This is a genomic window from Hymenobacter perfusus (assembly GCF_003944765.1).
Taxonomy (GTDB): domain Bacteria; phylum Bacteroidota; class Bacteroidia; order Cytophagales; family Hymenobacteraceae; genus Hymenobacter; species Hymenobacter perfusus.
Genome location: NZ_RWIU01000011.1, coordinates 1 through 24,557, shown reverse-complemented (window position 1 = coordinate 24,557; position 24,557 = coordinate 1). Strand labels below are relative to the sequence as shown.

Sequence of the window (24,557 nt, the reverse complement as noted above, 5' to 3'; positions counted from 1 at the left end):
GAAGGAATCGAACGGCGGGCCGGGGCGGCCTACCAGTCCACGAAAAAGCCGGCCAGCCCCACCAGCACGAGCACCGCCCCGGTGAAGCGGCGCTCGTGCCGGGCCAGGCCGGCAAGGTTGAGGCGCCGGATACCGGAGTACACCACGGCCACCAGCGCGCTCATGGCCCCCAGCGACACGACCAGGTAGGTGGCCATCAGCAGGGCCAGCGTGGCCGTACCCTGGGAGCCGGCGGCCAGAAAAAAGGTTTGAATCTCCAGGCAGGGCGCCAGGAACATGGTGGCCGCCAGGCCCAGCACCACCCGGCCGCGGGGCCGCCGCGGCACGGGCGACGGGTCCGGATGCGTGTGCCCCGGCCCTGAAAAGGCGTAGAGCAGGCCAATGACGACGAGCAGTGCCGGGGCGGCCACGCCCGCAAACTGCGAGAAGCGCGCCGACAGGCGCCACCCCAGCAGCCCCAGCGCCAGGCCCAGGAGCACCGTGCTCAGCACGTGCGCCAGGCCCGCCACCATGGTCACCCCCACCGCCCGCCGCAGGGGCCAGCCCTCGGCCCGCGCCACGGCCAGCACCGGCGCCCAGTGGTTAGGAATGGCGGCGTGCAGCAGGCTGAGCAGAAAGGCACCGGTGAGTAGTTCGAGCATGGGCAGCAATCAGGAACGGGGCCAGAACAGGATAATGCCAATGCCCAGCAGGGTAATCATGCCGCCCAGCACATCCGCCCGGTCGGGGCGGAAGCCGTCGAAGTACCAGGCCCAGGCAATGGACATCACCACGAAAATGCCCCCGTAAACCGCGTAGGTTTTGCCAAACGACGTCGGCTGCCAGGTAGCCACCCAGCCGTAGGCCACCAGCAGCAGGGCGCCGAGCAACCCCGTCCAGCCGGGGCGACCTGCTTTCAGCCACTGCCACAGCAGGTAACCACCCCCGATTTCGCAGAGGCCGGCCAGAAAGAATACCAGTAAGGGCCGTAGATAAGTCATAAGGGGATGGGTAAAGCTGAAGAGTACGGAATTGATGCCGAAAGGCTTATTCCTCTTCTTCGGCGTTTTTCATCTTGGCCAGCAGCGAGTAGGCCCCGTCCGTGACGAAAGTGGTCGTGGCCGGCACGGATTCGGGCAGGGTAACTTCGGTGTAGGCGTCCTCGCTGCGGCCCAGCGTCACGGGCACCATCCGGTAGCGGCCGGGGGATTCCACCGCGTACGCATAGCTTTTGCCCTCAAAGCGCACCAGGGCCGTGTTGGGCAGGGTCGTGGCATCGGTGCGGCCCGTTTCGATGGTGGCGCGCACGTAGAGGCCCGGCAGCAGGGCCGGGTCCTTTTCCTGGTCCAGGTGGCCGTGCACGCGCACGGTGCGGTCCTCGCCGATGGCCTTGCCCACCAGGTACACGTGGGCCGTGCGCTCCCGGCGGGAGCCGGTCGAGTCGCTGGCCAGCGTGAAGCGAATCAGCTGGCCGTGCTGCACCCGGGCCACGTCCCGCTCAAAGACCGTGAGCTCCACGTGCAGGTGCTCGGGGTCCACGATTTCAAACAAGGGCTCGGTGGCCGTCACGCTCTGGCCCACGGTCACGTTCACGGCCCGCACGAAGCCGGCCCGCGGGGCGCGCAACGTGGCCGTGGTGGTGATGGCCCCGCCCACCGGCAGCCCGGCAATGCGCAGCTGCGCGGCCTGGGCGCTAAGCTGCACCTGCAGGGCTTCGACTTCGGCCTGGGCCCGCTGGTAGTTTTTCAGGGGCGCCACCTCCTGCTGGTAGAGCTCCCGCTGGCGGGCCAGCTCGGCGTTGGCGAACTTGAGGCGGCTGCGCAGCTCCAGGTATTCCTTCTGCAGGGTAATAAACTCGGGGTTACGCAGCACGGCCAGCACTTCGCCCTTGCGCACGCGGGAGCCCTGCAGCAGCTCGGTGCTCTGCACGTAGCCGCCCAGCGGGGCGGTGATGGAGACGGCGCTTTCCGGGGGGACGTCCAGCGTGCCGTTCACGGCCAGGCCCGCGCCCATGGGGCGGGAGCTCACGCGGCCGGTTTTCAGGCCGCCGGCCTGCTGCTCGGCCGGCGACAGCGTGACCAGGTCTGATGCTTCTTCGGCTTCACCGGCCGGGGAATCGCCTGCTTCGGCTTTCGCGGGCTTCTCATCCGCGTCAGCAGTGGATTTGGAATCGGAGCCGCAGCCGGCCAGGGTCAGGCTCAGCAGCAGCGCCAGGGATGCGATATACTTCATGGGTCGTAGTCGAGAGGAAAGAGATTATTGCGCGGCCGCGCCCTGCAGGTAGTCCAGGTCGATGACGGTCTGGTTGTGCTGCAGCACGGCGTCGAGGTAGGCGGTGCGCACGGCCAGGGCACGCTCCAGGTTGAGCAGCAGCTCAGAATAGGTGGTTTCGCCGGCTTTGTAGGAGAGCTGGCTCAGGCGCACGATGACGGCCGCCTGGGGCAGGGCCGTCTGCTCGTAGAAGCGCACCCGGCGCTGCTGCTCGGCCAGGCGCGTGCGCAGCTCGTCGAGCTGGGCCGCGGCTTGCGCCCGGTAGCGTTCGTAGTTGGCCGTGGCCGCCTGCTCTTGCAGCTTGGCGGCCTGCACCCGGGCTTTTTGGGGCCCGCGCACCAGGGGAATGGCCACGCCGGCCTGCACGCTTTGGAACCGGTCGCCGGTGCCGTAGGTCTGTGCCCGCCCGTCCACTTCGTAGGTGCCGCGCAAGGACTGGTTGGTATAGCCCACGTTCACCTGCGGCAGGCCCTGGGCCTGCTCCAGCCGGGTTTCGGCCTGCCGCTCGGCCAGCTGCTGGCGCAGCACCCGGGCTTCGGGCGTCTGGGCCAGCAGGGCCGTGTCGGTGGCCGCGGCGGGCGCAGGCAGCAGGCGCAGGGAGCTGTCGGCCACGGCCACCAGCGCGGGGGCTTGCAGCAGGGCCTGCAGCTGCCGGCGGGCAATGGCGTAGTCGGCCTGGGCCCGGGCCAGCTGGTTCCGCGTTTCGCCCTGCTGGATGATGGCGTTGGCCGGCTCCAGGCGGTTGACTTCCCCGGTCTTGAAGCGCAGCTGGGCTGCGCGCAGAAACTCGGCGTAGATGCTGTCCTGCCCGCGCAGCGTGCGCAGGCGGTGGCGGGCGTACACGGCCTGCTCGTAGCTCAGGCGCACCTGGCGGCGCAGCTCGGCCTGCACCTGCGCCAGCTGCTGCTCCCGGGCACTAATCTGGGCCCGGCTCAGCCCGGCCTGGGCCCGGTAGTAGCCCGGCAGGGCCAGCGTCTGGCCGATGCTGAGCACGTTGTCGGAAAGCGGGGAGTTGACCTGCCCGTAGGTACCGGTCACGGTGGTGCGGCCCACGTCAAAGGCCGTGCGGCGCAGAGCCTGCTGGGCTTCCAGCGAGCGTTGAGCCGCCTGCACCGTGCCGTTGGCCTGCAGGGCCTGGCTCACGGCTTGGTTTGCCGTCAGCGGGCCTTGCGCGCGAACCGGGCTGCTAACCAGCAAGCCGCCGAGCAGCAGGAATAGCACTGCCGAAACCGGCAGGGCCGGGGCCGTTTGCGGCTTTTGCTCCGGTTTGGGGTTGCGCTCGGACAGGGCGTAGAGCACGGGCAGCACCAGCAAAGTCAGCAGCGTAGCCGTGACCAGCCCGCCGATGACGACGGTGGCCAGGGGGCGCTGTACTTCCGCGCCGGCCGAGGTAGACAGGGCCATGGGCAGAAAGCCCAGCGAGGCCACGGTAGCCGTCATCAGCACCGGCCGCAGGCGCACCTGGGTGCCTTCCAGAATGCGCTGGTACAGGTCCGTGCGGCCTTCTTCTTTGAGCTGGTTGAAATAGCCGATGAGCACGATGCCGTTGAGCACGGCCACGCCAAACAGGGCAATGAAGCCCACGCCGGCCGAGATGCTGAACGGCATTCCGCGCAGCCACAAAGCCAGCACCCCGCCGATGGCCGAGAGCGGAATGGCCGTGAAAATCAGCACCGACTGCTTGAGCGAGCGGAAGGTGAAGAACAGTAGGACGAAAATCAGCAGCAGGGCCACGGGCACGGCAATGCTCAGGCGCTGGGTGGCTTCGCGCAGGTTCTCAAACTGGCCGCCGTAGGTGGCGTAGTAGCCGGGCGCGAACTGGAGCTGCCGGTCCATCTTGCCCTGCAGCTCCTGCACGATGCTTTCCACGTCGCGGCCGCGCACATTGAAGGCCACGGTGATGCGGCGCTTGGCGTCGTCGCGCTGAATCTGGTTGGGCCCTTCCTGCAGGCCCACGGTGGCCACCTGCTCCAGGGGCACCTGCTCGCCGGCGGGCGTGGCCACCAGCAGCTGCCGCACCTGGCTGATGTCCTGGCGCAGCTCCGGGGCCAGGCGCAGCACCACGTCGAAGCGGCGCTCCTGCTCGAAGAGCTGCCCGGCGCTCTGCCCGGCAAAGGCCGTCTGCACGGTGCGGTTCACGTCTTCGGCGTTCAGGCCGAAGCGGGCCATGCGGTTGCGGTCGAGCTTGACCACGATTTGCGGCAGGCCCGTGACCTGCTCCACGTACACGTCTTCGGCACCCTCTACCTGCCGCACCAGGCGGGCCGCCTGCTCGGCATAGGCCGCCAGCCGGTCGAGGTCCTCGCCGTAGATTTTGAGCACCACGTCCTGCTTGGCGCCGCTGATGAGCTCGTTGAAGCGCATCTGGATGGGCTGCTGAAAGCCGAACGTCACGCCGGGAATCACGCTCAGCGCCTCGGCCATCTTTTCGGCCAGCTCTTCCTGGCTGCCGGCCGAAGTCCATTTGCCCTGGTCCTTTTCCAGGATAATCATCAGGTCGCCGGCTTCCACCGGCATGGGGTCGGTGGGAATCTCGGCCGCGCCAATCTTGGCCACGACTTCCTTAACTTCCGGGAACTGCTTGCGCAGGATGGCCGCGGCTTGCTGGCTTTTGTCCACCGTGTAGCTCAGCGAGGAGCCGGTGAGCGTGCGCATTTCCACGGCAAAGTCGCCTTCCGCGAGCTGCGGGATAAACTCGCCGCCCAGCGTGCGAAACAGCAGCACAGCGCCGGCAAACAGGGCCACGGCCGTGCCCAGCACCAAAGCTCGCCGGCGCAGGGCCCATTCCAGCACGGGACGGTAGCGGGCTTCGAGCCAGCTCATCATGCGGTCCGAGAAGTTGCGCTTGTGCTCGGTGTCGCGGCTCAGGCCCAGCGCCGACATCATCGGCACGTAGGTCAGGCTCAGAATAAAGGCGCCCACGATGGCAAAGGCCACGGTTTCGGCCATGGGCCGGAACATCTTGCCCTCGATGCCGGCCAGGGCCAGCAGGGGCAGGTACACAATCAGGATGATGATTTCCCCGAAGGCGGCCGAGGAGCGGATTTTGGAAGCCGCTTCGTACGTGGCCTCGTTCATCTGGCCGGGGCTTAGCCGGCCCCCGGCCTCGTCGGGGTGCGAGGCCGTGCCCACGTGGTGCTGCAGGCGGTGCACGATGGCTTCGACGATAATCACCGCCCCGTCCACCACCAGGCCGAAGTCGATGGCCCCGAGCGAGAGCAGGTTGCCCGACACGCCAAAGAGGCGCATCATGCTGATGGCAAAAAGCATGGCCAGCGGAATGACCGAGGCTACCACCAGGCCGGCGCGCCAGTTGCCCAGGAAGAGCACCAGCACGAAAATCACGATGAGCGCCCCTTCGAGCAGGTTTTTGCTGACCGTGTGAATGGCCCGGCCCACCAGGTCGGAGCGGTCCAGGTACACGTCGATGGTCACGCCCTCGGGCAGGGACTTTTCCACCGTCACCATCCTCTCTTTGACGGCTTTGATAACTTCGTTGGCGTTGGCGCCCTTGAGCATGAGCACGATGCCGCCGGTGACTTCGCCCTCGGCGTTGCGGGTCATGGCCCCGTAGCGCACCGCGGAGCCCAGGCGCACGTCGGCCACGTCGCGCACCAGCACGGGCAGCCCGCCCTGGGTGTTACGCACGACGATGTTGCCCAGGTCGGCCGCATTCTCGGCCAGGCCCTCGGTGCGGATGAAGTAGGCCGTGGGCTTCTGGTCGAGGTAGGCCCCGCCGGCGTTCTGGTTGTTGCGCGACACGGCCTGGTAGACCTGCTCCGTGGTCACGTTCAACGAGCGCAGGCGCGTGGGGTCCAGCCGGATTTCGTACTGCTTGAGCAGTCCGCCAAAGCTGCTCACGTCTGCCACGCCGGGCGTACCCAGCAGCTGCCGCCGCACAATCCAGTCCTGAATCGTGCGCAGCTCGCGGGCGTCGTACTTCTTCTCGTAGCCGGGCTTGGCGCGCACCAGGTACTGGTACACTTCGCCCAGGCCGGTGCTCACCGGCGCCATTTCCGGCCGGCCGATGCCCTGGGGAATCTGGCTTTCGGCTTCGCGCAGGCGCTCGGCTACCTGCTGGCGGGCCCAGTAAATGTCAATCTTGTCCTCGAAGACGATGGTGACCACCGAGAGGCCAAAGCGCGAAAACGAGCGCACTTCCTCGCGGCCGGGGATAGTGGCCAGGCTCTGCTCGACGGGAAAGGACACGAGCCGCTCGATGTCGCCGGCGGCCAGCGACGGGGCCACGGTGTAGACGACGACCTGGTTGGTGGTGATGTCGGGCACCGCGTCGACCGGGAGCCGACTCAGCGAGTAGCCGCCCCAGGCCACCAGGGCCAGGGTCAGCAGCCCAATGATGAGCTTGTTGTGAATGGAAAAATGAATCAGCCGGTCAAACATCCGTTGCTGTGGGGGTTAGGTCTAACGCTTCGGGTAAACCCTGCCGGCCCACGGCTCCAGGCCTTAGAAGGCGGGAGCGTGGCATACTCGCTGGCGGATAGTCTGTTGCAACAGCTAGCGGCCAGCAGCCCGGACGCACAACAAGGCACCCAGGCTACCCCAGCGGGGGAGTCAGCAGGAAAAAGGAAGGGTTAGGCCTGGGGCGGCTGCCACACGGCGCCGGAGCCCCGGGTGGGGGCGCCCACCCGCAAGCGGGCGTGGCGCAGGGCGGTGGCCCAGGTCACGGCAGTGGCCGCCGTCAGGGTCGGCAGGGGCGCCAGCGGCACCACCGCCCCGCCGCAGCAGTGGCACTGACACAGTGGGGAGCACCAGTCGCCCAGGGCGCCGGCGTCGCAGTCGGTGTGCGCGGCCGCGGCCACGGTGGTCTGCTTGGCGTCTTTGCACACGACTTCGCCGTCGGCGCAGGTCAGCGTCGAGAGGCAGGCGAAGTAGAAGGCAAAAAACAGAGCCAGAAAGCGCATCGGGGCAAAGGTAACAGCATTAGGAACATGCCGGCTACCGCTTCTACCGGCTTAGGCGAGCAAAGGTTCACTTACCGTTCAGCAGGCAAGTTCTGCAGTAGCCGCAGGCCCTCGGATACAATCAAAAAGTTAGTATTGGTCTAAGGCATCTATGGTACTTGCGCGAGCTGCACGTGCTGCTCTGGCTGCTGGGGCTGCCGGAACAGCAGGGGTAGCGGGGGTGGCACGAACCGCGCGTACTGCGCGAGCGGCCATGTTCACCCGGCGCAGTATGTAGCACTCATCCACAATCTCGCCTAAGTAGTGCCCGTTCCTTTGCCACACTTCGAGGCCATCTACCCAGCCTAGGTACTTTGAATTTTTGTCGAATAGCCGGTCATTATAGATGAAGCCAAAGTACTGACCATTCCATCGATATACTTTCGTTTTCATAAAGTCGATTTTGTGCCGCAGCACTTGGCAATGTGTGATGTGGGCAGCTTAAACCTTAAAAGCAGTTGTTGTCGGCGTTTCGTCATTGTATCGATACTTCCTTTTACCCACAGGCTTCGGTGGTTAACGCAGCCCCTGCATCTTCAGAAACAAGCCGCCTGGGTTCTTCGTCGCCTTGATTTTATCAGTCTTCAGCTTGTAGACGAAAGCAAACAAGGCATCCACATGCTTCGCAGACTGCAGAATCTCCTGCACCAGTTTGGGCTCGGCAATGCCCAGCGTGTCTAGGTGCTTACGCGCCAACTGAACTTTGGCATCGTCGGCCTCCAGCTCGAAGGGGATGGGGAGCTGCTGCGGGACCTGGGTGTTGACGTAGAACTTGATGCTTTGGTAAGAGCGGCCCTTCTTGAGCAGCTCGTACTTGATGCGCAGGTCGGTGTGCTCGTTGATTTGGTTGGTGGCCACGTCGAGCACGTACTTCTGCAGAGCCGAAATCTGGGCATACTGCTCGGGCTCCTGGCCCTTGGGGTCCTTGAGCTTGAGCATCCCCTTGAACTCATCCAGGGAGTAGGTTTTGGTTTCCCCAATGTCCTTCCACTGCGAGGCCAGCTGGTAGATGCGCTTGGCATACTTGCTCGACAAGCTGAACGCTGCCTGCAGGCGGTAGGAGGTGAAGTTGCTTTTCAGGTCAATCAGAAAGGGCCGCATGCGCTCGGATATCTCCAACTCAATGGTGCCCTCGCCCTTGCGGTACAGCGCCGAGGCGAGCAGACTCACCTGCAGCAGGGTTTTGCCGTTCTCGATGTGGTAGACGCGGCTGTTGAGGTTCTCGGTGGATTCGAGTAGCTGCTTGTAGTTCCAGGTGCGGCCGGTCATCTCCATCAGCTCCTGCACCCGGATTTCGTAGATGGTGCCGGCCTTGTCCTGCTTGGTGAGTTTGGAGAGCAGCGAAAAGACAATGTCCATCTCGCAGGCGCTCATCTCGTAGCGGGCCGTCGTCAGCGCGTTGTGCTGCCGAATTTCAATCGGTACGGTGGACTCGGGCGCGGCCATAGCAACTCTATCAAGGATACAGAGCAAACATACGGCTTAAACCGGAAAGTAATAGAGCGAAATTCTGTCTCTATCAACTTGGGGTAAGTCGATGGGCAGCTCGGCTTATAAAAGCTATTAGTTAGACTTATGAAACCTATTAGTTAGCCAAGCGCGAGCTTTCTGTGAGACTTATAAAAGCTATTAGTTAGGCTTATAAAACCTATTAATTCAGTGCAGCTGATAGCAGTCTGGAGCTTCACTAGCGGCGAGAGTGACTTATAAAATCTATTAGTTACCCCACAATGACGAACTAATAGACGGTCGTGGGAGTACTATTAATTCGCTTATGAAAGCTATTACTTACGCTTATAAAACCTATTACCCAGCTTATAAGACCTATTACTTGGCTTATAAAACCTATTAGCCCGCTTATAAAACCTATTACTAAAGCCACCTAAGTACCTGAAGTACAAAAAGTTGTGAACCCTGCAAATACCTTAAATACTTAAAATACTCACAAGCTTGTTGAAGCTGGAGTACAAAAGCTTATAAAGTGGTGGTTTAGGGCGATGCCCGAACGAAAACAACAAAAAGGGAAGTCTAAACAAGCACAAAATGTGATTGCACTTTTTAAAGAATTTTTTACCTTTTTCTACTATAAAGGACTTCTCTAACAAGCCTCTAGAGCAACCAGAAGGCTTATTAATAGTTTTTATAAGCCTAAGCAAAAGCTCCGAACTCCTAAAACAGTATCTCAAAAGTAGCTAATAAGGCCACTAGAAGCCTCATTTCCCCTTTTGCAGGTCCTATGAGTGCTTATAAAATCTATTTTCTAGCCCCTCACATCGACTATGGTCGAGCTTACCTGTTTGTGAAGTAATAGATTTTATAAGCCAGAATGCGGGATAACACCACCTAGCAGCAGATTATTGAGTGCTACACAAGGTCCCACCAAGGTATTTTCTTGACTTCAATTCCTTCAGCAATTTAAGAACATACTCAATTACCTTTGAAAGTAACAGCATCCTCCCGCACGAGGTAAGCGGTTGAGGAGCCAAAATTCACCATTGTATCTAGCACCCACATAAAGCTTGTCAGGTAGTAATCCCGTTGCTGGATGGCCCGCATGTGATACTGGAATAATCGCTCAACGAAGAGGCCTGCTACTCCCGCATGATATAAGGCGGCCACTTGCTCGGGGTGATTTCTGCATATCTCAACCAACGACGGCAGCGCCTGAGGAAGCATTGTTTTATTGCCCACCGTTGCCAGCACTTTAAGCCAGGAGCGCAGGTGAGTGGGCCCAAATTGTTGGACTGCGCGCTGGTAGTAGGTCTGGCCCGTTTCAAACGGTTGCCAGTGCGTGAACGTCGGCTCCCACTGAATATCCAGCAGGGCCAAAGGAGCGAGGGGTAGCGTCGCTGGGGTAATCAACAGCGAAAGGAGATGCTCCCAGAGCTGCCAGAAGTGCTGCGTTCTGTTCGCTTGCTCGGTGGCGTTGGCTGACGTTGACCCCAGCAAATCCAACTCAATGATGACGCGAGTTAAAATATTTTTAACAAAATCCAGAAACTCATCCGCAGTGGAGAAGCGCCCGACTGGTTGCTGATTTAAGCCACGCAGTAATGTTTCCAGTAGGCTTTTCGCCAAGTCAGTATCGTTAAAAAGCATAATCTGACCCACAGCCGTACGGATACTGAACAGCTGGCTGATGCCAAATTTCCGCTCCTCGTCCCGGTCGCGGGAATAGCTGGGATGCTTCGGCAGGCTCAGGTCTGCGACCAGCAGGTGCGTCATCTGCAAGAAATAGCTAGTAAGAAGGGGCACGCTCGTCGCCGGCGGAATTAGCAGTAAGGCGCGTACCAGCAGTTCAGGGTCGTAGGCAGGGGGGCAGAGCTGGTCGATGGCTGCCGCTGGTATTGGGCCCGCAAGCAAGGTCGTCAGTGAGGCAAGTTTGGCCGCTTCGGAGTCAGCACGGCTGATATGGTGGTAGTTGTCGGCCGCCCGCACCGTGGCGACCTGCCGGGCCTGCTCAACCACAATGGCCCATATGGTAGGCAGAAGCTCGGGGTATTTGGTGAAGAAAACCCCTCGCAAGTGAGAGAAGAGATACTTCTGCTTGTGCTCGTACAGTGGTGCGGTTATCGTGCGCAGCAATAGCAGCAGGGCCGATTGCTCTGCCGTTTCGTCGGGGGCAAACCCATACAGAAGCGAAAAGCACTGAAACAAATGCTCTTCATCAAACAGGTTGTTACGCTCATCAAACACCACGTTCATTTCGTGGTCATTCATGGTTGCCAGCTTGAACTCCAGGCAAGAGCGGAGCGTGTTCCAGCACCAGTTGGTTTGGTCAACGTCGAGGCTATCGCTAAAGTGCGTCAGCCCGAGCATAGCTAACCCCACCAGGCGGTTGCGGTCGCTGGCTTTTCGACCAGGGCGGGTGTATTCGGCGTTAATTTGAAGCCAAGTATCAACTTCCCACGCGGCATTCGGCTTGCCATCCAGAAAATCCCCAATCTGGGCGGCCATGCGCAGCTGTTGACTTTGCGCCGCGGCATAAGGCTCATGCTCCGTGAGCATGGTTTGCACCGGGGCATCATAGGCCGGCTGCATAGTGGCCAGGTTCTGCTCTTTGTCGATGGTCACCTGCCAAGTGCGCAAGTCCATTTCGTTGAGCTGCTTGCGCCAGAAAAGGTTTGTCGCGTCAGTAACGGCCGCTTGGTGCAGGTCAAGAATGGCTAAAATTTGGGCACTGTGTTCCCCCTGGTGAGCCAGATAGTGCGCCACGAAGCTTCCCAGCCCATTAAAGTAACCCTGTCGGTGCGGGAGCTTGTTGGACTCGGCCCTTTCCCAGCGGGCCAAGTGGTTGTCGGTATCGCCGAAACCGAAACTGGACATGTACTCAGCATGGGCACGGCTGGCATCCCACTCGATGAATTCCTGTACGGAAAGCAGCGGTACCCAGCGGCCTTCAAATTCTTCGGGTCGGGCCATGGCTGCGCTGGCTAGCACTCCCGTCAGGGCCACCGATTCGGAGCGGGTCAGCACATACTCAAACCAATGATTTAACTGCTCCCCCGGTGCTGATTCCAGAAAGAATTTCTCCACGCTCATCAGCACGGAGGCTAGAACTGCCGGCACATACCCCCGCCCCCGGTAGGCGTCCCAGAGCGTATGGCTTCCATACTGGGTGAGCAGGGTGCCGTTAGTAGTGGTGAAAGTGTGTGTTGTCAATGCCTCATCCTGGCCTCGGTTCTGCCGATACGCCTGAGTACAGTAGTTTACCAAGTCCACCACGAACGGAATGCCGACCTCTGCCCGGTACTGGAGCAGGTTCCACACGGGCGTATTGAAGATACTTGCAGAATCCAGCGAAAGCCCCGCCGCAATACCGTACTGCTCTTCGCGGTTGAGTGGCTCCTGAAAGGAAAAGTAGTGGTCAGGTTGCGTTTGGCGGGGCCGGGCGCGCCACTCATGGTTTAATACTTCTACCACTACTTCGGGTAGGTAGCGGCATACCTGCGCCGTCGCCATTCCCGACAAGCAGCGGCACACCAGCTTCTCGTGCAGGTTGGTCCGCCGGTGGCCATCGGCGTCGGTTTCGGGCGTAATGGCGCGTTGCAGGAGTCCCCGCAGCTGGTCGGCAGCTAATTCTGCCACTTCGAAAGCTAGTGTTACCAAGCCGTCGAGGCTGTCACCATCCGCGGCTATTCGCCAGAGATTATGGCCTTGCTCAAGCTGCTCAAAGAGGTAAAACACGATGCTGGCTGCCGCCGGGGCACCCGCCGGCAGCTCGTCCTGCGGCATGCCTATTGCCGCCTTCCAGCTACGCAGCAGTTGCACCGTGTCGAAGGGGCAGTGCTCCACTTGGTCCAGGTGCCGGGCGCAGAAGCCCAGCGCAGCGGCCCACCCCGACCCGATGGGAGCCACGAGTCCGGTGGCTTTCGATGCCAAGTAGGTGCGCTGAATGCAGGCGGTGTGAAGCAGGCGCAGGCAGCGGCCCAGCAGTCGGGCCTCTCCACTGAGCAACTCGCGCTCAAACTGGTCAAAAAAGACCTGGGAATTCGACGAGCGAAAGACGGCGACCAGGGTCTCATCAAGCCAGTATTTTTCGGTCGAAGACTCGCTGAGCACTTGGCTGAGCAGGGGCAGTACGCTCGCTACGTCTTCCGTTACCATTTCCTCCACCCACAGGCGAAAGCCCCGGCGCAGGGCCGGGCTGCTGCCAATGGCCGCAAAAAAAATCGCCACTCCCTGCTCCGGTCGCCATTCGCCATGAATAAACCTCACCAAGGCTAAGTCCTCCAGCACGTCGTGTGTAGGCGAAAACCCTCTTTCCCGCGTGTTCTGTACCTGAAACAGCAAATCGTCGCGCACCAATGCCTGCAACGCTGCTTCGTCCTGGTCTTCGGCTCCCACGGACATGGCCAGCCGCTGCGCCCGCCGTAGCACAATGGCTTGGAATGCTCGCCCGCGCCTGCGGGGCAGGGTCACATCCTGCTGGTTGCGTGCATCTTCAACCACGTATTCCCACAGTTGGGCTTTAAACTCTATCAGAGAAGCCGCCGACAAATCATCGAGCGTTTTGCGCGATAGCGCAACGGCCAAATCCAGGTACTTCAAGCTGCGCAGCAGCTCGCGGAGCTTTTCATTGCCCAGCAGTTGCGGAAGCTTCGGCGCCTGCGTGCTCAGGCTGGTCAGTTCCTCGTCCGAGAGTTGCGGTACGGTGACGCAACTGCTTTTCTCCAGTCGGTAGCGGTTGATGAGCAATTCCACGGCGTATTGGCGGGCCGTCAGAACCAGCTTGACATCGCTGAAGTCTTTCACTAGCGCGAGCAGTTGGTGAAAAGCATCGTCAGCTGGGCCTTCCAATAGCTTTTCAGCGCTGTCAATGTAGAGTACCTTTTGTGGGAGCAGGGCCCAGCAAGCAAGCAGGCTGGGTAGCTCTTCCTGAATTCCCTGTTGAGTAAAGAATTGAACCAGGGTAGGTAAGTTGAATTGTTCCGCCCTAAATGCCCAGTAGCCACTGCCCGAAACGTATTCGGCTAATACGTCTCGCACCAGCGCTGATTTGCCGACGCCAGCTCCCCCAGTCACCAAGACTACCTGGCTTTGCTCCAGCGCCTGTAGTATCGTTGTTTTCCCTTCATGCCGGGGGAGAGTGACGCCGTCCACGGCATTTCTGAATGCGCCAGTCAGAACCCGGCTGTTAGCGGTCAGCCGCTGCACCGCTTGCCGGACCGGCCGCAGCCGCGTCGACGCGAATCGGCCATAAAGGGGACGAACTGGGAGGGCGGCGATATCAACCCCACCGCCGTTATTGTCCAGCTGCTCGGCTTCTTCCACCGCTTCCCGCCAAATGGCCAAGGGTGTAATCGTGTCCGGGTTGGGATTTGCCAAGTTGATGAGCTGCAGCAAAAAAGCTTCGTCCACGCTACCGGTCGATTTCAAGTCATAATCTAGCAACTCCACACAGCGCAAAAAGCGCCACAATTCATCATCGCTGATTACCCGGTTATTAACCTTGGCAAGCACGGTGCGAAATACCTCGATTCGGGTTTGCTTCTGTTGCGATAAGCCGACCTCTTGGAAGAAAGCCGCACTAGAAGAATTGAACCGTGCCCAGTTCAGCACAATCTTAATGTGATTGTGCTCATCCTTAGTCAGATTGCTCTTTACAATGACCAATCGGTCATAACTGGAGTCAAATAGGCCTGCGGCCTGATAATCCTCCCAAAGCTGCTTCAGGACTTTTTCAAATGACTCGTTGCCAGCACTAAAAGTCAGGTTGTGCTTGATTTGAAGCAGCAATCGGTGTTGCTGGCCCGTTTCCGACTGTGCCGTTACCAGCAAGTCGTCCGTAGCGTACCCCAAATCAGTAGTTTGAAAATTCAGCTTCGTTATGCGCGCATCAGGGATGCATGGTGTTGCTCCGCCCGTCAGCAAGCCTACCAAAAATGCCGCCTGAATGTACTGTTCAAAATTGGTGCCCAGGCCTCCGGTGGAAGTAACGCTACTATGGTTGGGCATAAGACATCAGAGTGAAAGGTATCGAAGGTTGTAGAAGGGCGGAGTAGCTGCTAATATCTCTAGTGTTTGGGCATCCTGATGTGGCTCTTTAAGTCGAGGAGCACTCAGTTTATGCTAACTTAGTTGGCAAGTAAAGCATATTCAACGCATGGAAACAGTAACTACAGCCGTTATCGTCACGTCAGCATGGAGTTTTCTCGATTCAATAGGGTTGAACCCGATTTCGTTAGCTCAAAAAGAAGCGGGTAAGCGGGTTACGGATTATGTCAAAAACTTGGTCACGACCAAGCCTACCTATAAAAATCGGCTGGCGGCCATTATCGAGCAGCTGCTGGCCGAGTACCGCACGGAGTACAGCACAGCGATAGATGACCGACAATTCTACTTTTTCCAATCCGCTTTCCTCTGGGAGACTGCTTTAACTTACGAGCTATTCGAGCAGGATTCTCCGCTTAAGCCAGAAGACTTCCCTGCGCTGCCGAATATGCGCCCGCCCACCGTCGAACAACTCACGGATTTTTCGGCCCGATTGCGTGCCGCCATGAAAGCCGACAGGGAGCTGGAAAAGCGTTTTCTCGAAGAAAATTACAAAGCCATTACAGTGCATTTTGCCCTGTCGGCCCAAGGGCAGCTACAGGAGGTGCTGGCTCAAACGACCGAACTACTTGCCCGCCACGATGCCCAAAGCATTGGGCTGGTAAGTGCCGTGCTTGATGCCATTGAGCGCGATTTGGCTGCTTACAAACCCGTGACAGCCCAACGCCAACTGCACAACCTAGAACGGGTCATAACCCGCTACCTATCTGGTGAGCACGCGCTAATGGCTAGGCTCTATTTTTTGCTGGGTCGCACCCATCAGGAGATGGGCGAAATAGCGCTGGGTGACCGATTCATGGTACGGGCCTACCTGCTGCAACCCGACAATCTTCCTTATACGGAAGAAGCTGCGCGGGCCTACGTTAATCAAAAACACCTGTCGGCAGCGCAAGCTGTCCTAGAGACAATTGAGCGTCTCGACCCATTTAATGCCCCAACTGCTGCTGTCCGACTAGCCTTGGGCAAGCCAGATGAATTCGACCAGAATCTACGGGCAGTGCCCGAGTTTATTGCGCAAGATGAGCGGTTTAAACTGATGGCCCTGTCGCTGCTGGTTGACGGCACGGCCAGCGGTGCGGTGGTGGCAAGCCGGCTACTGGAGAAAGATTTACGGTCTTACCAACCCAGTACCCACCTCACCCCCGAAAACCGCCGTTTTCAGGCTACCCTGGCCCTGTTTGTCATTGAGAGAGGACTGCGACAAATGTCGCCAGTCATCGTGTTAAATGACGGCCCATCGCTTCTGGACAACGCTGATATGCGGGCCGCCCATAAAGTATTGCAGCAATACACCGACCTGCTACAGCCTACTGAAAAGTCGCCTGTGCTGACGCACTACCATTTCGTGCGGGGAGTAGCGGGCTGGCTACTCTTGGCTGACATTTCGGAATACGACGAGCTACGTCGTCGCTTTCCCAGCTTACCGGTAGAAGAGCGTCAGCGCTATGCCAATCAGTTGGTTTTTGCCCTCTACCAAGCTAAGGAATACGAAGCCGTTCTGGAAATAATCGCCATGCTCGACACCCGAGCAATACCTGAAGTAGGGTTCCTGCGCTATTACACGCTACGACAGCTGAAACGGCCAAAGGAGGAAGCCCGCGCCGCACTAGGCAAACACCTGGACGAAATAGAGCACCTAGATGATTTTGTGTTTTTTAGGGCGCTGATTTACCTGGAACACTGCGACTCAGTGGCTGACCGACTGGCGTTTGTAGAGAAGTGCATCCAACGGCAACAGGTCCCCTCTGGGCTTCCTGCGTTGGTACTGCAAGCCCAGGCGCTGGTAGCCGACCCAGACCAACAAGAAGAAGTGAGGCGACTGGTCGACGAAGCCAATGCTTTGCTTCGTGCTGATACAGACACGGTGTACAGGCAAGCCTTGGCCAATTTATATCACGAACTTAAAGACTATGAAGCGACAGCTGCTGTGCTAGAAGGGTGGCCAGGCTATCCGCAGAGCTTAGAGCAAGGAGCCGAGTGGCTCCGGCTAACCAACCAGTATCACCGGCGTAGTGATAGTGCCGCGTTGCGCGAAGAGCTTCGTGCCTGGCGGTTGCGCTACGGCATCTTCACGGAGTTCTGCAACTGGGAAATCCAGCTGGCAGAAATGCTGCACGACTGGCCGCGCATCTTGGAAGTAGTGGAGGCCGCTACGGGCCACGTCACCGACGCCTCGGGCCTGCGGTGGGCCAAGCTACTGGCGCTGTATAAGTCGAAGCGCAGCGGTGAGCTTCAGACCGAGTTGGAAGATATCCTGCAAAATCCAGCGATGCTACGCCGGAAGCACCTATTCAACGTGGCATCAATGGCCGCTCACATCGGCCACCTGGATTGGGCGCAGCAATTGCTGTACCCTCACGCCAGCAGGCGCGACGACATGGTTGCGCGCGGCAAGTATATCCAGTTCGCGCTAAACCAACCTCGCAACAGCCCGCCGCCCCCCGATTACGACCGTGCAGCCCTCAATACGGTCGTGCATTACACGGTCAACGGTAAACCTCAGCGGCGCATCGCTCTAACGCAAGAAACGATGGACGGAGGCCTAAGTGTCTGGGCAAAAGAGTTGGTAGACAAAGAAAAAGGCAAAAAATACGTAATGTCGCATCCCACTACGGGCCGCGACCTGACAATAGAGCTGCTGGAAATTACCGACCTCTACGCGGGGCTTTTCAGAGATATTCTGGACGATGTAAAAGCTGGGGACCCCGAATTGCCCTTTGAGCAAATCGAGTTTGGCAATGGCGAAATCGAGCAACTGCACGCCGCCTTAAGTAGCGCCATGGGCGCCGAGGGCGCCGCTCGACAGGTACAGAACCGGCAACTCTTTGCTGAATATGCGAGTGGTCAAACCACATTCTCCGCCCTAGTGGTAGCTGTTTTCCACGGTAATTGCCTCGAAGCGTACCAAGTGCTTACCGAGCAGAGCCAGCCCGATGTGCCAGGGTTGGTAGTGTCCCCGCGCAGTTTATTCGCGGATGTAGTCATAAATCCTGACAACCTGTTCATTCTGGATTGGACTTCCCTGCCGTTACTGCACCGGATGAGCAAACAGCTAGGAATAATGCCCAAGACTAACCTGGGCATCTCCCTGCATGTGGTAGAGCTTCTGGAGCAAAAGCTACAGGAAATGCGCCGCTCGCAGCCAGTTGAAATGACGGTCGAAATCATTGGCGATATCGTGCGGCCGCACTTCTACCCGCCCGAAATGCATGAACGTCACATCACTTACCTCACGGAGCTATTGGCATGGATTGAAACCCACTGCACAACGCGTATCGTGGCCGAGAAGCTCGATGCCCTTCGGCAGGCGTCCTTGCGGGAAGGCGCGCACGAAGAGCACACTCAGTACATGGTAGATACTGCCTTTTTGGCTGCCGTACCCGATACGATGCTAGTATCGGATGACTCGACTTTTCTGCAGCTATCCTTACGGCCCGGCAACACCATCAGCACAGAGGCCTTTCTTCTGGCTCTGTACCCAGAGGAGTTTGAGACTGTCATTCAGCCCAAGCTACTTGATTTTCACTACCTCGGCCTTACGATTAGTTCAACACTGCTGCTACAGGAACTCAAAGTGGCGGGTGGGCAATTTACCGGCAGGGCGTTGCAGTGCTTGAAGTGTCTTCCGCGGCAAATGCTGAGCGAACCAAGCTCGATGGCCGATATGATTGTCGTGCTACGAGAGATATATTTAATGGGTAGCCTATTGCCTGCTCATAAAAGCAGGGCTGCAACTACCATTCTCACGGCTTGCTTCACCTACCTGCCGCTAAACCAAAGCATCCTAACGCTGCTAAAACAGTTTATAAGTCTTAAATTCATGCTATTGCCAGAACCTATGCGGGCCGTGTTGAAAGACTTAGAGCAAGCGTGGCAAATAGCAACAGCAGGGCGAAAATGAAGCTGAATTCTTGAATCCCTGAATTTATATTATATGGGCCTTTAACTTGTTACAAGCCTAATTTTTGTGCTGCATTATGTTGCCGTACATTATCAAGACGAGTGTAACGACGAATCATTTCGCTAGTCTTGTGCTTCGTCTGGTTCATCACCTCGCTGTCGTCGGCGCCGTTGAGCTTGGCCACCGTCACGAACGAGGCCCGCAGCGAGTGGGCCGTAAACTTCGGGCCCAGGTGCCGCTGCACAATTTTGTTGAGGTGCACATCGGTCAGCCGCCGGTCCGTGAGTCGGCTGCCCTTGCGGAACGAGACAAGAATGGGGCCCGACGTGCGCTCCAGTAGTCGTAACCAAGCCTGCAGCGTGCGAATGGGGCAAAGGGCGGGGTCCGGCGAATAAAAAATGGCCTTTTCCTCCGCTTGACCCAACTGGTTGGTCTTGCTGCGCTTTAAGTTGATGGTGAGCCCTTCCTCGGAAAACGTCAAGTCATCCAAGTCCAGCGCCGACAACTCAGACCGGCGGAATGCCCCTGTAAAGCCCAGCAGCAAAATGACCTTATCGCGCAAGCCCGCCGGCGTGCTGGCATCGAGGTGCTTGAGGGTGCGCTTGAAGCTGGCCAGCGAAAACGCCGGGGCCTGCTTTTGCCTTACGCCTTTCAATCGGCTGATGCCTTCCATCAGCACCTTGAACTTCTTGTCGTCCGTGGGCGAGGCCAGGTCGCGAAGCGCGTGGGCCTTGCTAATAGCCGCGCAGCTGCGCTGAATAGTCGACACTTTTTTGCCGGTTTCGGCCAGGTGGGTCACAAAGCCCGCGAGCGTCTCCACCGAAGCCGGCAGCGCGACCTGTCCGTGCGTGGTGCACCACTCGGTGAAGCGGCGCCAATCGCCGGCGTACGCCCGGGCCGTGTTGGGCGCGCCTTGCAAGCCAGCCTCAACATACCGAGTTGTGTGCTCGGTCAGGTGCGCCAGACCGGCGGAGGTGTGCGAAGTGGTAACAGTAGGAACGGAACTCACGGCAGCCTATATATAAGGAGTGAAAACGCGAAAAATGGGCGGTTCTCAAAAGTAGTGAATAAGGTATGATAACTAAGACTTATCATACCTTATGGCGGCCTTCTACAACGCGACTACACGGACAGCAGGAAGCGGTTGATAGCGGTATTAAAAATTAATTCGTATTTCGGCCGTTACTTGATACCCTAATGGTGCATCATTCCCACTTATGGGGAAAAAACTACGGCCTACTTCTACCCCTGCGCTACCAAATCCAGCCGACGTGGCGGCTATTGGCGACCCCGGCGATGAAACGCAGCGCAATTTTCGATACCAGCACGCTTACGGCTCCATTCTGCTGATAGCTGCTGCTATCGGCCTTAATCCTTATGAAGCCATCTGGTGCGAGCACCATGAGGACTTGTTAGCCGAGCGGCCTGATAGCACTTATGATGCCTTTCAGGTAAAGACCCGTAGGCCAGAAATTGGGGATTGGACGCTCACGGACGAGGCAATGCGCCATAGCCTCAAACGGTTTGTGGAACTAGACCAGAAGTTTGGGTCAAATATTCATCGGTTCATCATTGTGTCCAACGCTGAATTTTCGTCCGTGGGGCTAGACGTAACCGACTTAAGGAGGCTAAAGAATAGCCCACGCAGTTTTTTAAAAGTCCTTGGGGGCTGCAGGCAGCCGAGCGAAGTGCCGGCACCGTTTGCCGAGGTGCTAGCGGCCATGGCCACCGAGTTTGGCTGTGATGCAAATGCTTTATTCGCAGTGCTTAAGCGGACCGAATTAGTTAAGGGCCCCAACCGGGACCACTTCGATTCGGAGGTGGCGCACATTCACCTACCGAAACTGACAGATTGCAAGCTCATGCCGGCGGCTGAGCTAAACTCGGTGCGGGACGAACTGATTCAAAAGGTTTACGGTGCTTCCTCGTTGCTGATTGAAGACCCGCGCCAACACTTGCCCCACGTGGCGGGGCAGGCGAACCCGCGGCTGCTGGCCAAGCGGGTGCCTGTGTCCGTGGTGGCCGACTGCGTGGGGCAGACGTCAGGTATGGTCTTTCGCTATCAGACCGGAGACGTTACGATAGCCATTGGCGAATCCGGAACGCAGCGCGACATCCTGCGGAAGAAGTTTGTGCAAGGGGGATTAGTTGACCAATTGCCTCTAATGGAGCGCCGAACCTTGGACACCGAAGCGCGCCTTATGGCGCTGGCGCACGCCAGCCCAGAGAACTTTGAGGACTTTCTGAAGCAGTTGGAGGGCGTCGTACAAGCTGAATGCACGGAGGCACAACTCGTGGCGCAAACCAGCCGTGTCTTGCCCACCGCACCCTATGGGCCAGCAATGTTGGTGAGCGTTTTTCAGCGGTTGAAAGCCATAGCCGAAAACACACCGCGTAAAGTGGAAAACGAGCCGTATGAATGCTTAGTGGGCATCGCTGGTTTGTTGACCGAACAGTGCACCGTATGGTGGAGTGATAAATTTAACCTTCACGTGGCATGAGCTTCCGACTAATCAAGGCGGTGGCGGCTACCGAAAACGCCGACGAGCTGCACCTAGCGCGGCTGCTCTTGCTGCTGGGCCAATCGGACCAGCGCAGTGGCAGCACTATGGCCGGCATCATGAAGCTGGCCAAGCTGGACTTCTTGTTACGTTACCCAAACTGTCTTGAGCGCTTGCTCAAGTTTAAAAACAAAAACGCCACCAAAGCCAACATCCAACCTCACGAGCGCACGTCGATTGAGTCAAAAATGGTGCGCTTCCGCTACGGTCCGTGGGATACACGCTACCGACGCTGGATAGGACTACTGGTAGCCAAAGGGTTGGTAGTTTCCTATGTAAAGGGCCACACCGTGCACGTCGACTTAACCGACGCCGGCCGCCGAGTGGTGGCCACTCTTAGCGAATCGCCTGCTTTTGCGGATATGCAGGAGCGCAGTAGCTTGATTTATCGTACTGTCGGCTCCATGCCGGCGACGGCGCTGAAAAACCTGATTTACGAAGTATTCCCCGAAATCATTGACATGAAGTGGGGAGAAAACATCGCCCTATGAGCTACCCGATGCACATTCGCTTGGCGAAGTTGACGCTGGTTTTCACCGCCGCCACCGAAGAGCTGCCCTTCGAGGAAGTAACGTATTTCTATGGGCAAATGGGGGCGGGTAAATCCAGCATCGCACGCCTAATTGACTACTGCTTAGGAGGTAAATTCGATTTGTCGCCAGCTTTGCAAAGCGAGTTTACCACGGCCACACTTAGCCTGTTCGTTAATGAAAAGCCGCTGGCACTGGAACGGCAGAGAGACAGTGACTACGTAGTGTGCAGCTGGCGCGATGAGCAAGGAAGTTTCGACCTGATTTTGCCTGCGCGAAAAGCGGGCACAGGCGGCCCGCTGATTCCCGGAACTGAAGTAGAAGTACTGTCCGACCTGCTGTTTTACTTAGCGGGTATTCGGCCACCGCGGGTCCGTCGCAGCAAGCTGAAAGAAGATTCCGAGCTTTCACGGTTGAGTTTGCGGGACTTGCTTTGGTTTTGCTACTTAGACCAGGATGGGTTCGACAGCAATTTCTTTCAACTCGACGGCGGCGACCCGTTCAAACGCCTTAAAAGCCTAGACGTGCTGCGCTTTATCCTTGGTTTCCACCAGGAGCAGGTAGCTGAGCTCGAATCTGAACTGCAGGAACTCTACGCCCGTCGGCAACAACTGCAAGGGGCTGCTAAGTCCCTAAAAGAAAGCTTACTCGAAGCCGATGTAGCCTCTGAGGAGGAGATTCAAGCCAAGGTGGGCGTATTTGAGGCCGAAGCAGCCGACGTTTCACAAAAGCTGACCGACTTGCGGGCCCAGCACCTTCAAATTCCGCACGGTACCGATAGTCTGCGGCAAAAGGCCCGCGCCCTGACAGAAGAAATGGTGGCCCTCGAAGAAGCCGAACCGCAGATTCTACGCACCATCGACCAAGACCGCCGCCACAAGAATGAGATTTTGACTCTCGGCCTAAAAGTGCAGCGGGTAGCTGCCGCTAGAGCAGTGCTCAGTGGCGTAGCCTTTGAAGCGTGTCCGCGGTGCACGCAAACCTTGCCCGAGCGCCCCGCTCATGACTGCCCTGTGTGTGGCCAGGAAGAACCTACAGAGGGAGGCGCAAACTTGGACCCGGCTGTCATAGCCAGCGACAGCAAGGCACGCATAGGCGAGTTGGACGATTCCATTGCGCGGCACGAAGACCAATTGGCTCGCCTGCAGCGCCGGGCTAAGGAGTTGGCCCGCGACCGGGAAGCAGTCGACAACTCGCTGACGCAGCTCATGAGTAACTATGACTCGGCCTACCTGTCCACCGCGCTTGTGCTTGAGCGACGGGCCGCTGAAATAGGGCAGCAAATCAATGATTTGCGCCGGTTGGTGTTGCTGCCCCGAAAAGTGCAGGAGCTGTTTCGGCAGGCCGACGAGCTACAAGGACAAGAAATCACGTTGCGACGCCGGCTAGAGGCAGCTCGCATCGGTGCCGAAGCGGATATGGGAAATCTGCACAAGCTGGAAGCTTACTTTCTCGACTGCTTGGTCCGGGCCCAGATGCCAGGTGTTTCTGTCGAAAACACTGTTAAAATCAATACCAAGACCTTTTTGCCTGAAGTGACGGAAGCGTCCACAGGGGATGTAACCGTCATGTCGTTTGCTAACCTGAGCAGCGGCGGAAAAAAGACTCTTTTCAAGGCATGTTTTGCTTTAGCTATTCATCGTCTTGCTACAGAAGTGGGAGCCATGCTGCCATCGCTGCTCATCATTGATTCGCCGATGAAGAACATTAGTGAACGTGAAAACAAGGCGCAGTTTGAGGGCTTCCACGCGTTGGTGTATGACTTGCTGGAAACCGAATTACAAGGCACGCAGGCTATACTAATTGATAAGGAGTTCATCGTGCGTGATGAGACGTCACCTCTTACTTTCTCCGTGCGGCACATGATGCCCGGCAGTGATGAAAATCCGCCGTTGATTCCTTACTACAAGGGCTTGTAGCACATTTATAATGAAAAGTAATGGGCATATTGGCATGGCTACGTTCGTGGTTGCGCTACATACTAAGTATTTCAGTTAGCGCACGTGGGATGTATCGAGAGAAGGGCCTGCTTGATTGAGCAGCCCCTTTCAGTGTGGTTCACAGACAATTGTCAGCAGCCAATTATATTTACCATCCGCCATTCCGCTTTTCACCCACCCATTCACTGTATGGTAAAACGCTACTCTTTCTACCTCTTACTCCTTATAATAAGTATACCCGCGCTGGCTCAGCGGCCCAAACCGGCGGCTGTTACTTCGCCCCCGGCCGATACCGTCTACTTTGACCGGGACTGGGAGCGTACCGAAACGCAGGAGGAAGTGGCCTACGCCCGTATTGCTCGTCACGATGTGAGCGGCAAAACCGTGGGTTCCGTGCGGGACTACTTCTATCCGTCCTGGAAGAAACAGGGCGAAGGCAAGTTGCTGAGCGAAAGCCCCGACGTGCTGACGGGCCTGTGCACGGGCTGGTATGAAAACGGCCAGCTCAACTTCCGGGGTACGTATGTGAAGGGGCAGGCGCAAGCGGACTTCAAAAGCTGGCGCGAGGACGGGCGCGAAATCAAATGCCGCTACTCAACCCAGGACGCACTGCCCATCAGTACGGCCACCATTCACTGCTCGAACTGCATGCACTTGAGCCGCAAGGTATTTGAGGTGGACGTACCCGAGGGAGCGGTAGGCATTATGTACAAACTGGATGTGCGCGACGAGGGCCAGCCGCCCATCACCTGGACCACGGCACTTAGCCTGGCCGGCGCCATGAGCAACCCGGCTACCGGCACCATGGCCCTGATGTCTTTTGCGGCCTCGAAGATTGACAAGCAGACCACCGGCGGGGC

At 58.2% G+C, this 24,557-nt stretch carries 14 protein-coding genes; 5 read left to right on the top strand and 9 right to left on the bottom strand.

What is annotated here, in order from left to right; all coding sequences use genetic code 11:
• Positions 1-29: 29 nt before the first annotated feature.
• The 8 genes from EI293_RS21055 to EI293_RS21025 all read right to left on the bottom strand — a co-directional run bounded on the left by EI293_RS21055 (position 30) and on the right by EI293_RS21025 (position 14,669).
• Positions 30-641: a hypothetical protein gene (locus EI293_RS21055; RefSeq protein ID WP_125440533.1), complete on the bottom strand. Its 612-nt coding sequence runs from the start codon at positions 639-641 to the stop codon at positions 30-32.
• A 9-nt stretch (positions 642-650) separates the two neighbouring features.
• A complete protein-coding gene (locus tag EI293_RS21050; RefSeq protein WP_125440532.1) occupies positions 651-980 on the bottom strand; it encodes a YnfA family protein in 330 nt (109 codons plus the stop codon).
• Between the two features lie 46 nt (positions 981-1,026).
• Positions 1,027-2,211, bottom strand: coding sequence for an efflux RND transporter periplasmic adaptor subunit (locus EI293_RS21045; protein ID WP_125440531.1), 1,185 nt, complete (start codon positions 2,209-2,211; stop codon positions 1,027-1,029).
• A gap of 24 nt (positions 2,212-2,235) precedes the next feature.
• Complete coding sequence (locus tag EI293_RS21040) at positions 2,236-6,651, bottom strand: CusA/CzcA family heavy metal efflux RND transporter (RefSeq protein ID WP_125440530.1); 4,416 nt, start codon at positions 6,649-6,651, stop codon at positions 2,236-2,238.
• A 191-nt stretch (positions 6,652-6,842) separates the two neighbouring features.
• A complete protein-coding gene (locus EI293_RS21035; protein ID WP_125440529.1) occupies positions 6,843-7,172 on the bottom strand; it encodes a DUF6660 family protein in 330 nt (109 codons plus the stop codon).
• A 129-nt stretch (positions 7,173-7,301) separates the two neighbouring features.
• Entirely contained in the window at positions 7,302-7,604 is a 303-nt protein-coding gene (locus tag EI293_RS22695) for a 4-fold beta flower protein (protein WP_394343420.1), read from the bottom strand.
• 123 nt (positions 7,605-7,727) lie between these two features.
• On the bottom strand, positions 7,728-8,657 hold the full coding sequence (locus tag EI293_RS21030; RefSeq protein ID WP_125440528.1) for a replication initiation protein: 930 nt from the start codon (positions 8,655-8,657) through the stop codon (positions 7,728-7,730).
• Between the two features lie 981 nt (positions 8,658-9,638).
• Positions 9,639-14,669 carry a hypothetical protein gene (locus EI293_RS21025; RefSeq protein ID WP_125440527.1) on the bottom strand — a complete coding sequence of 1,677 codons (5,031 nt, stop codon included), beginning with the start codon at positions 14,667-14,669 and terminating at the stop codon, positions 9,639-9,641.
• 148 nt (positions 14,670-14,817) lie between these two features.
• On the opposite strand from EI293_RS21025, the gene EI293_RS21020 reads away from it, so the two are divergent.
• On the top strand, positions 14,818-18,666 hold the full coding sequence (locus EI293_RS21020) for a tetratricopeptide repeat protein (RefSeq protein WP_125440526.1): 3,849 nt from the start codon (positions 14,818-14,820) through the stop codon (positions 18,664-18,666).
• A gap of 49 nt (positions 18,667-18,715) precedes the next feature.
• On the opposite strand, the gene EI293_RS21015 is transcribed toward EI293_RS21020, so the two are convergent.
• Complete coding sequence (locus EI293_RS21015) at positions 18,716-19,675, bottom strand: site-specific integrase (protein ID WP_211539206.1); 960 nt, start codon at positions 19,673-19,675, stop codon at positions 18,716-18,718.
• 208 nt (positions 19,676-19,883) lie between these two features.
• Between EI293_RS21015 and EI293_RS21010 the strand changes: the two genes are divergently transcribed.
• The 4 genes from EI293_RS21010 to EI293_RS20995 all read left to right on the top strand — a co-directional run.
• Entirely contained in the window at positions 19,884-21,167 is a 1,284-nt protein-coding gene (locus EI293_RS21010) for a dsDNA nuclease domain-containing protein (protein ID WP_125440525.1), read from the top strand.
• Positions 21,164-21,718: a hypothetical protein gene (locus EI293_RS21005; protein ID WP_125440524.1), complete on the top strand. Its 555-nt coding sequence runs from the start codon at positions 21,164-21,166 to the stop codon at positions 21,716-21,718. The genes EI293_RS21010 and EI293_RS21005 overlap by 4 nt, the downstream gene beginning before the upstream one ends.
• Complete coding sequence (locus EI293_RS21000; protein ID WP_125440523.1) at positions 21,715-23,676, top strand: ATP-binding protein; 1,962 nt, start codon at positions 21,715-21,717, stop codon at positions 23,674-23,676. Before EI293_RS21005 ends, EI293_RS21000 begins: the two co-directional genes overlap by 4 nt.
• Before the next feature lie 210 nt (positions 23,677-23,886).
• A partial coding sequence (locus tag EI293_RS20995) for a toxin-antitoxin system YwqK family antitoxin (RefSeq protein ID WP_394343419.1) occupies positions 23,887-24,557 on the top strand: 671 nt, incomplete at its 3' end.

Excerpts from the sequence above, each read along its gene's own strand:
- EI293_RS21055 (WP_125440533.1), bottom strand. The coding sequence starts at position 641 with ATGCTCGAACTACTCACCGGTGCCTTTCTGCTCAGCCTGCTGCACGCC.
- EI293_RS21050 (WP_125440532.1), bottom strand. The coding sequence starts at position 980 with ATGACTTATCTACGGCCCTTACTGGTATTCTTTCTGGCCGGCCTCTGC.
- EI293_RS21045 (WP_125440531.1), bottom strand. The coding sequence starts at position 2,211 with ATGAAGTATATCGCATCCCTGGCGCTGCTGCTGAGCCTGACCCTGGCC.
- EI293_RS21040 (WP_125440530.1), bottom strand. The coding sequence starts at position 6,651 with ATGTTTGACCGGCTGATTCATTTTTCCATTCACAACAAGCTCATCATT.
- EI293_RS21035 (WP_125440529.1), bottom strand. The coding sequence starts at position 7,172 with ATGCGCTTTCTGGCTCTGTTTTTTGCCTTCTACTTCGCCTGCCTCTCG.
- EI293_RS22695 (WP_394343420.1), bottom strand. The coding sequence starts at position 7,604 with ATGAAAACGAAAGTATATCGATGGAATGGTCAGTACTTTGGCTTCATC.
- EI293_RS21030 (WP_125440528.1), bottom strand. The coding sequence starts at position 8,657 with ATGGCCGCGCCCGAGTCCACCGTACCGATTGAAATTCGGCAGCACAAC.
- EI293_RS21025 (WP_125440527.1), bottom strand. The coding sequence starts at position 14,669 with ATGCCCAACCATAGTAGCGTTACTTCCACCGGAGGCCTGGGCACCAAT.
- EI293_RS21020 (WP_125440526.1), top strand. The coding sequence starts at position 14,818 with ATGGAAACAGTAACTACAGCCGTTATCGTCACGTCAGCATGGAGTTTT.
- EI293_RS21010 (WP_125440525.1), top strand. The coding sequence starts at position 19,884 with ATGGGGAAAAAACTACGGCCTACTTCTACCCCTGCGCTACCAAATCCA.
- EI293_RS21005 (WP_125440524.1), top strand. The coding sequence starts at position 21,164 with ATGAGCTTCCGACTAATCAAGGCGGTGGCGGCTACCGAAAACGCCGAC.
- EI293_RS21000 (WP_125440523.1), top strand. The coding sequence starts at position 21,715 with ATGAGCTACCCGATGCACATTCGCTTGGCGAAGTTGACGCTGGTTTTC.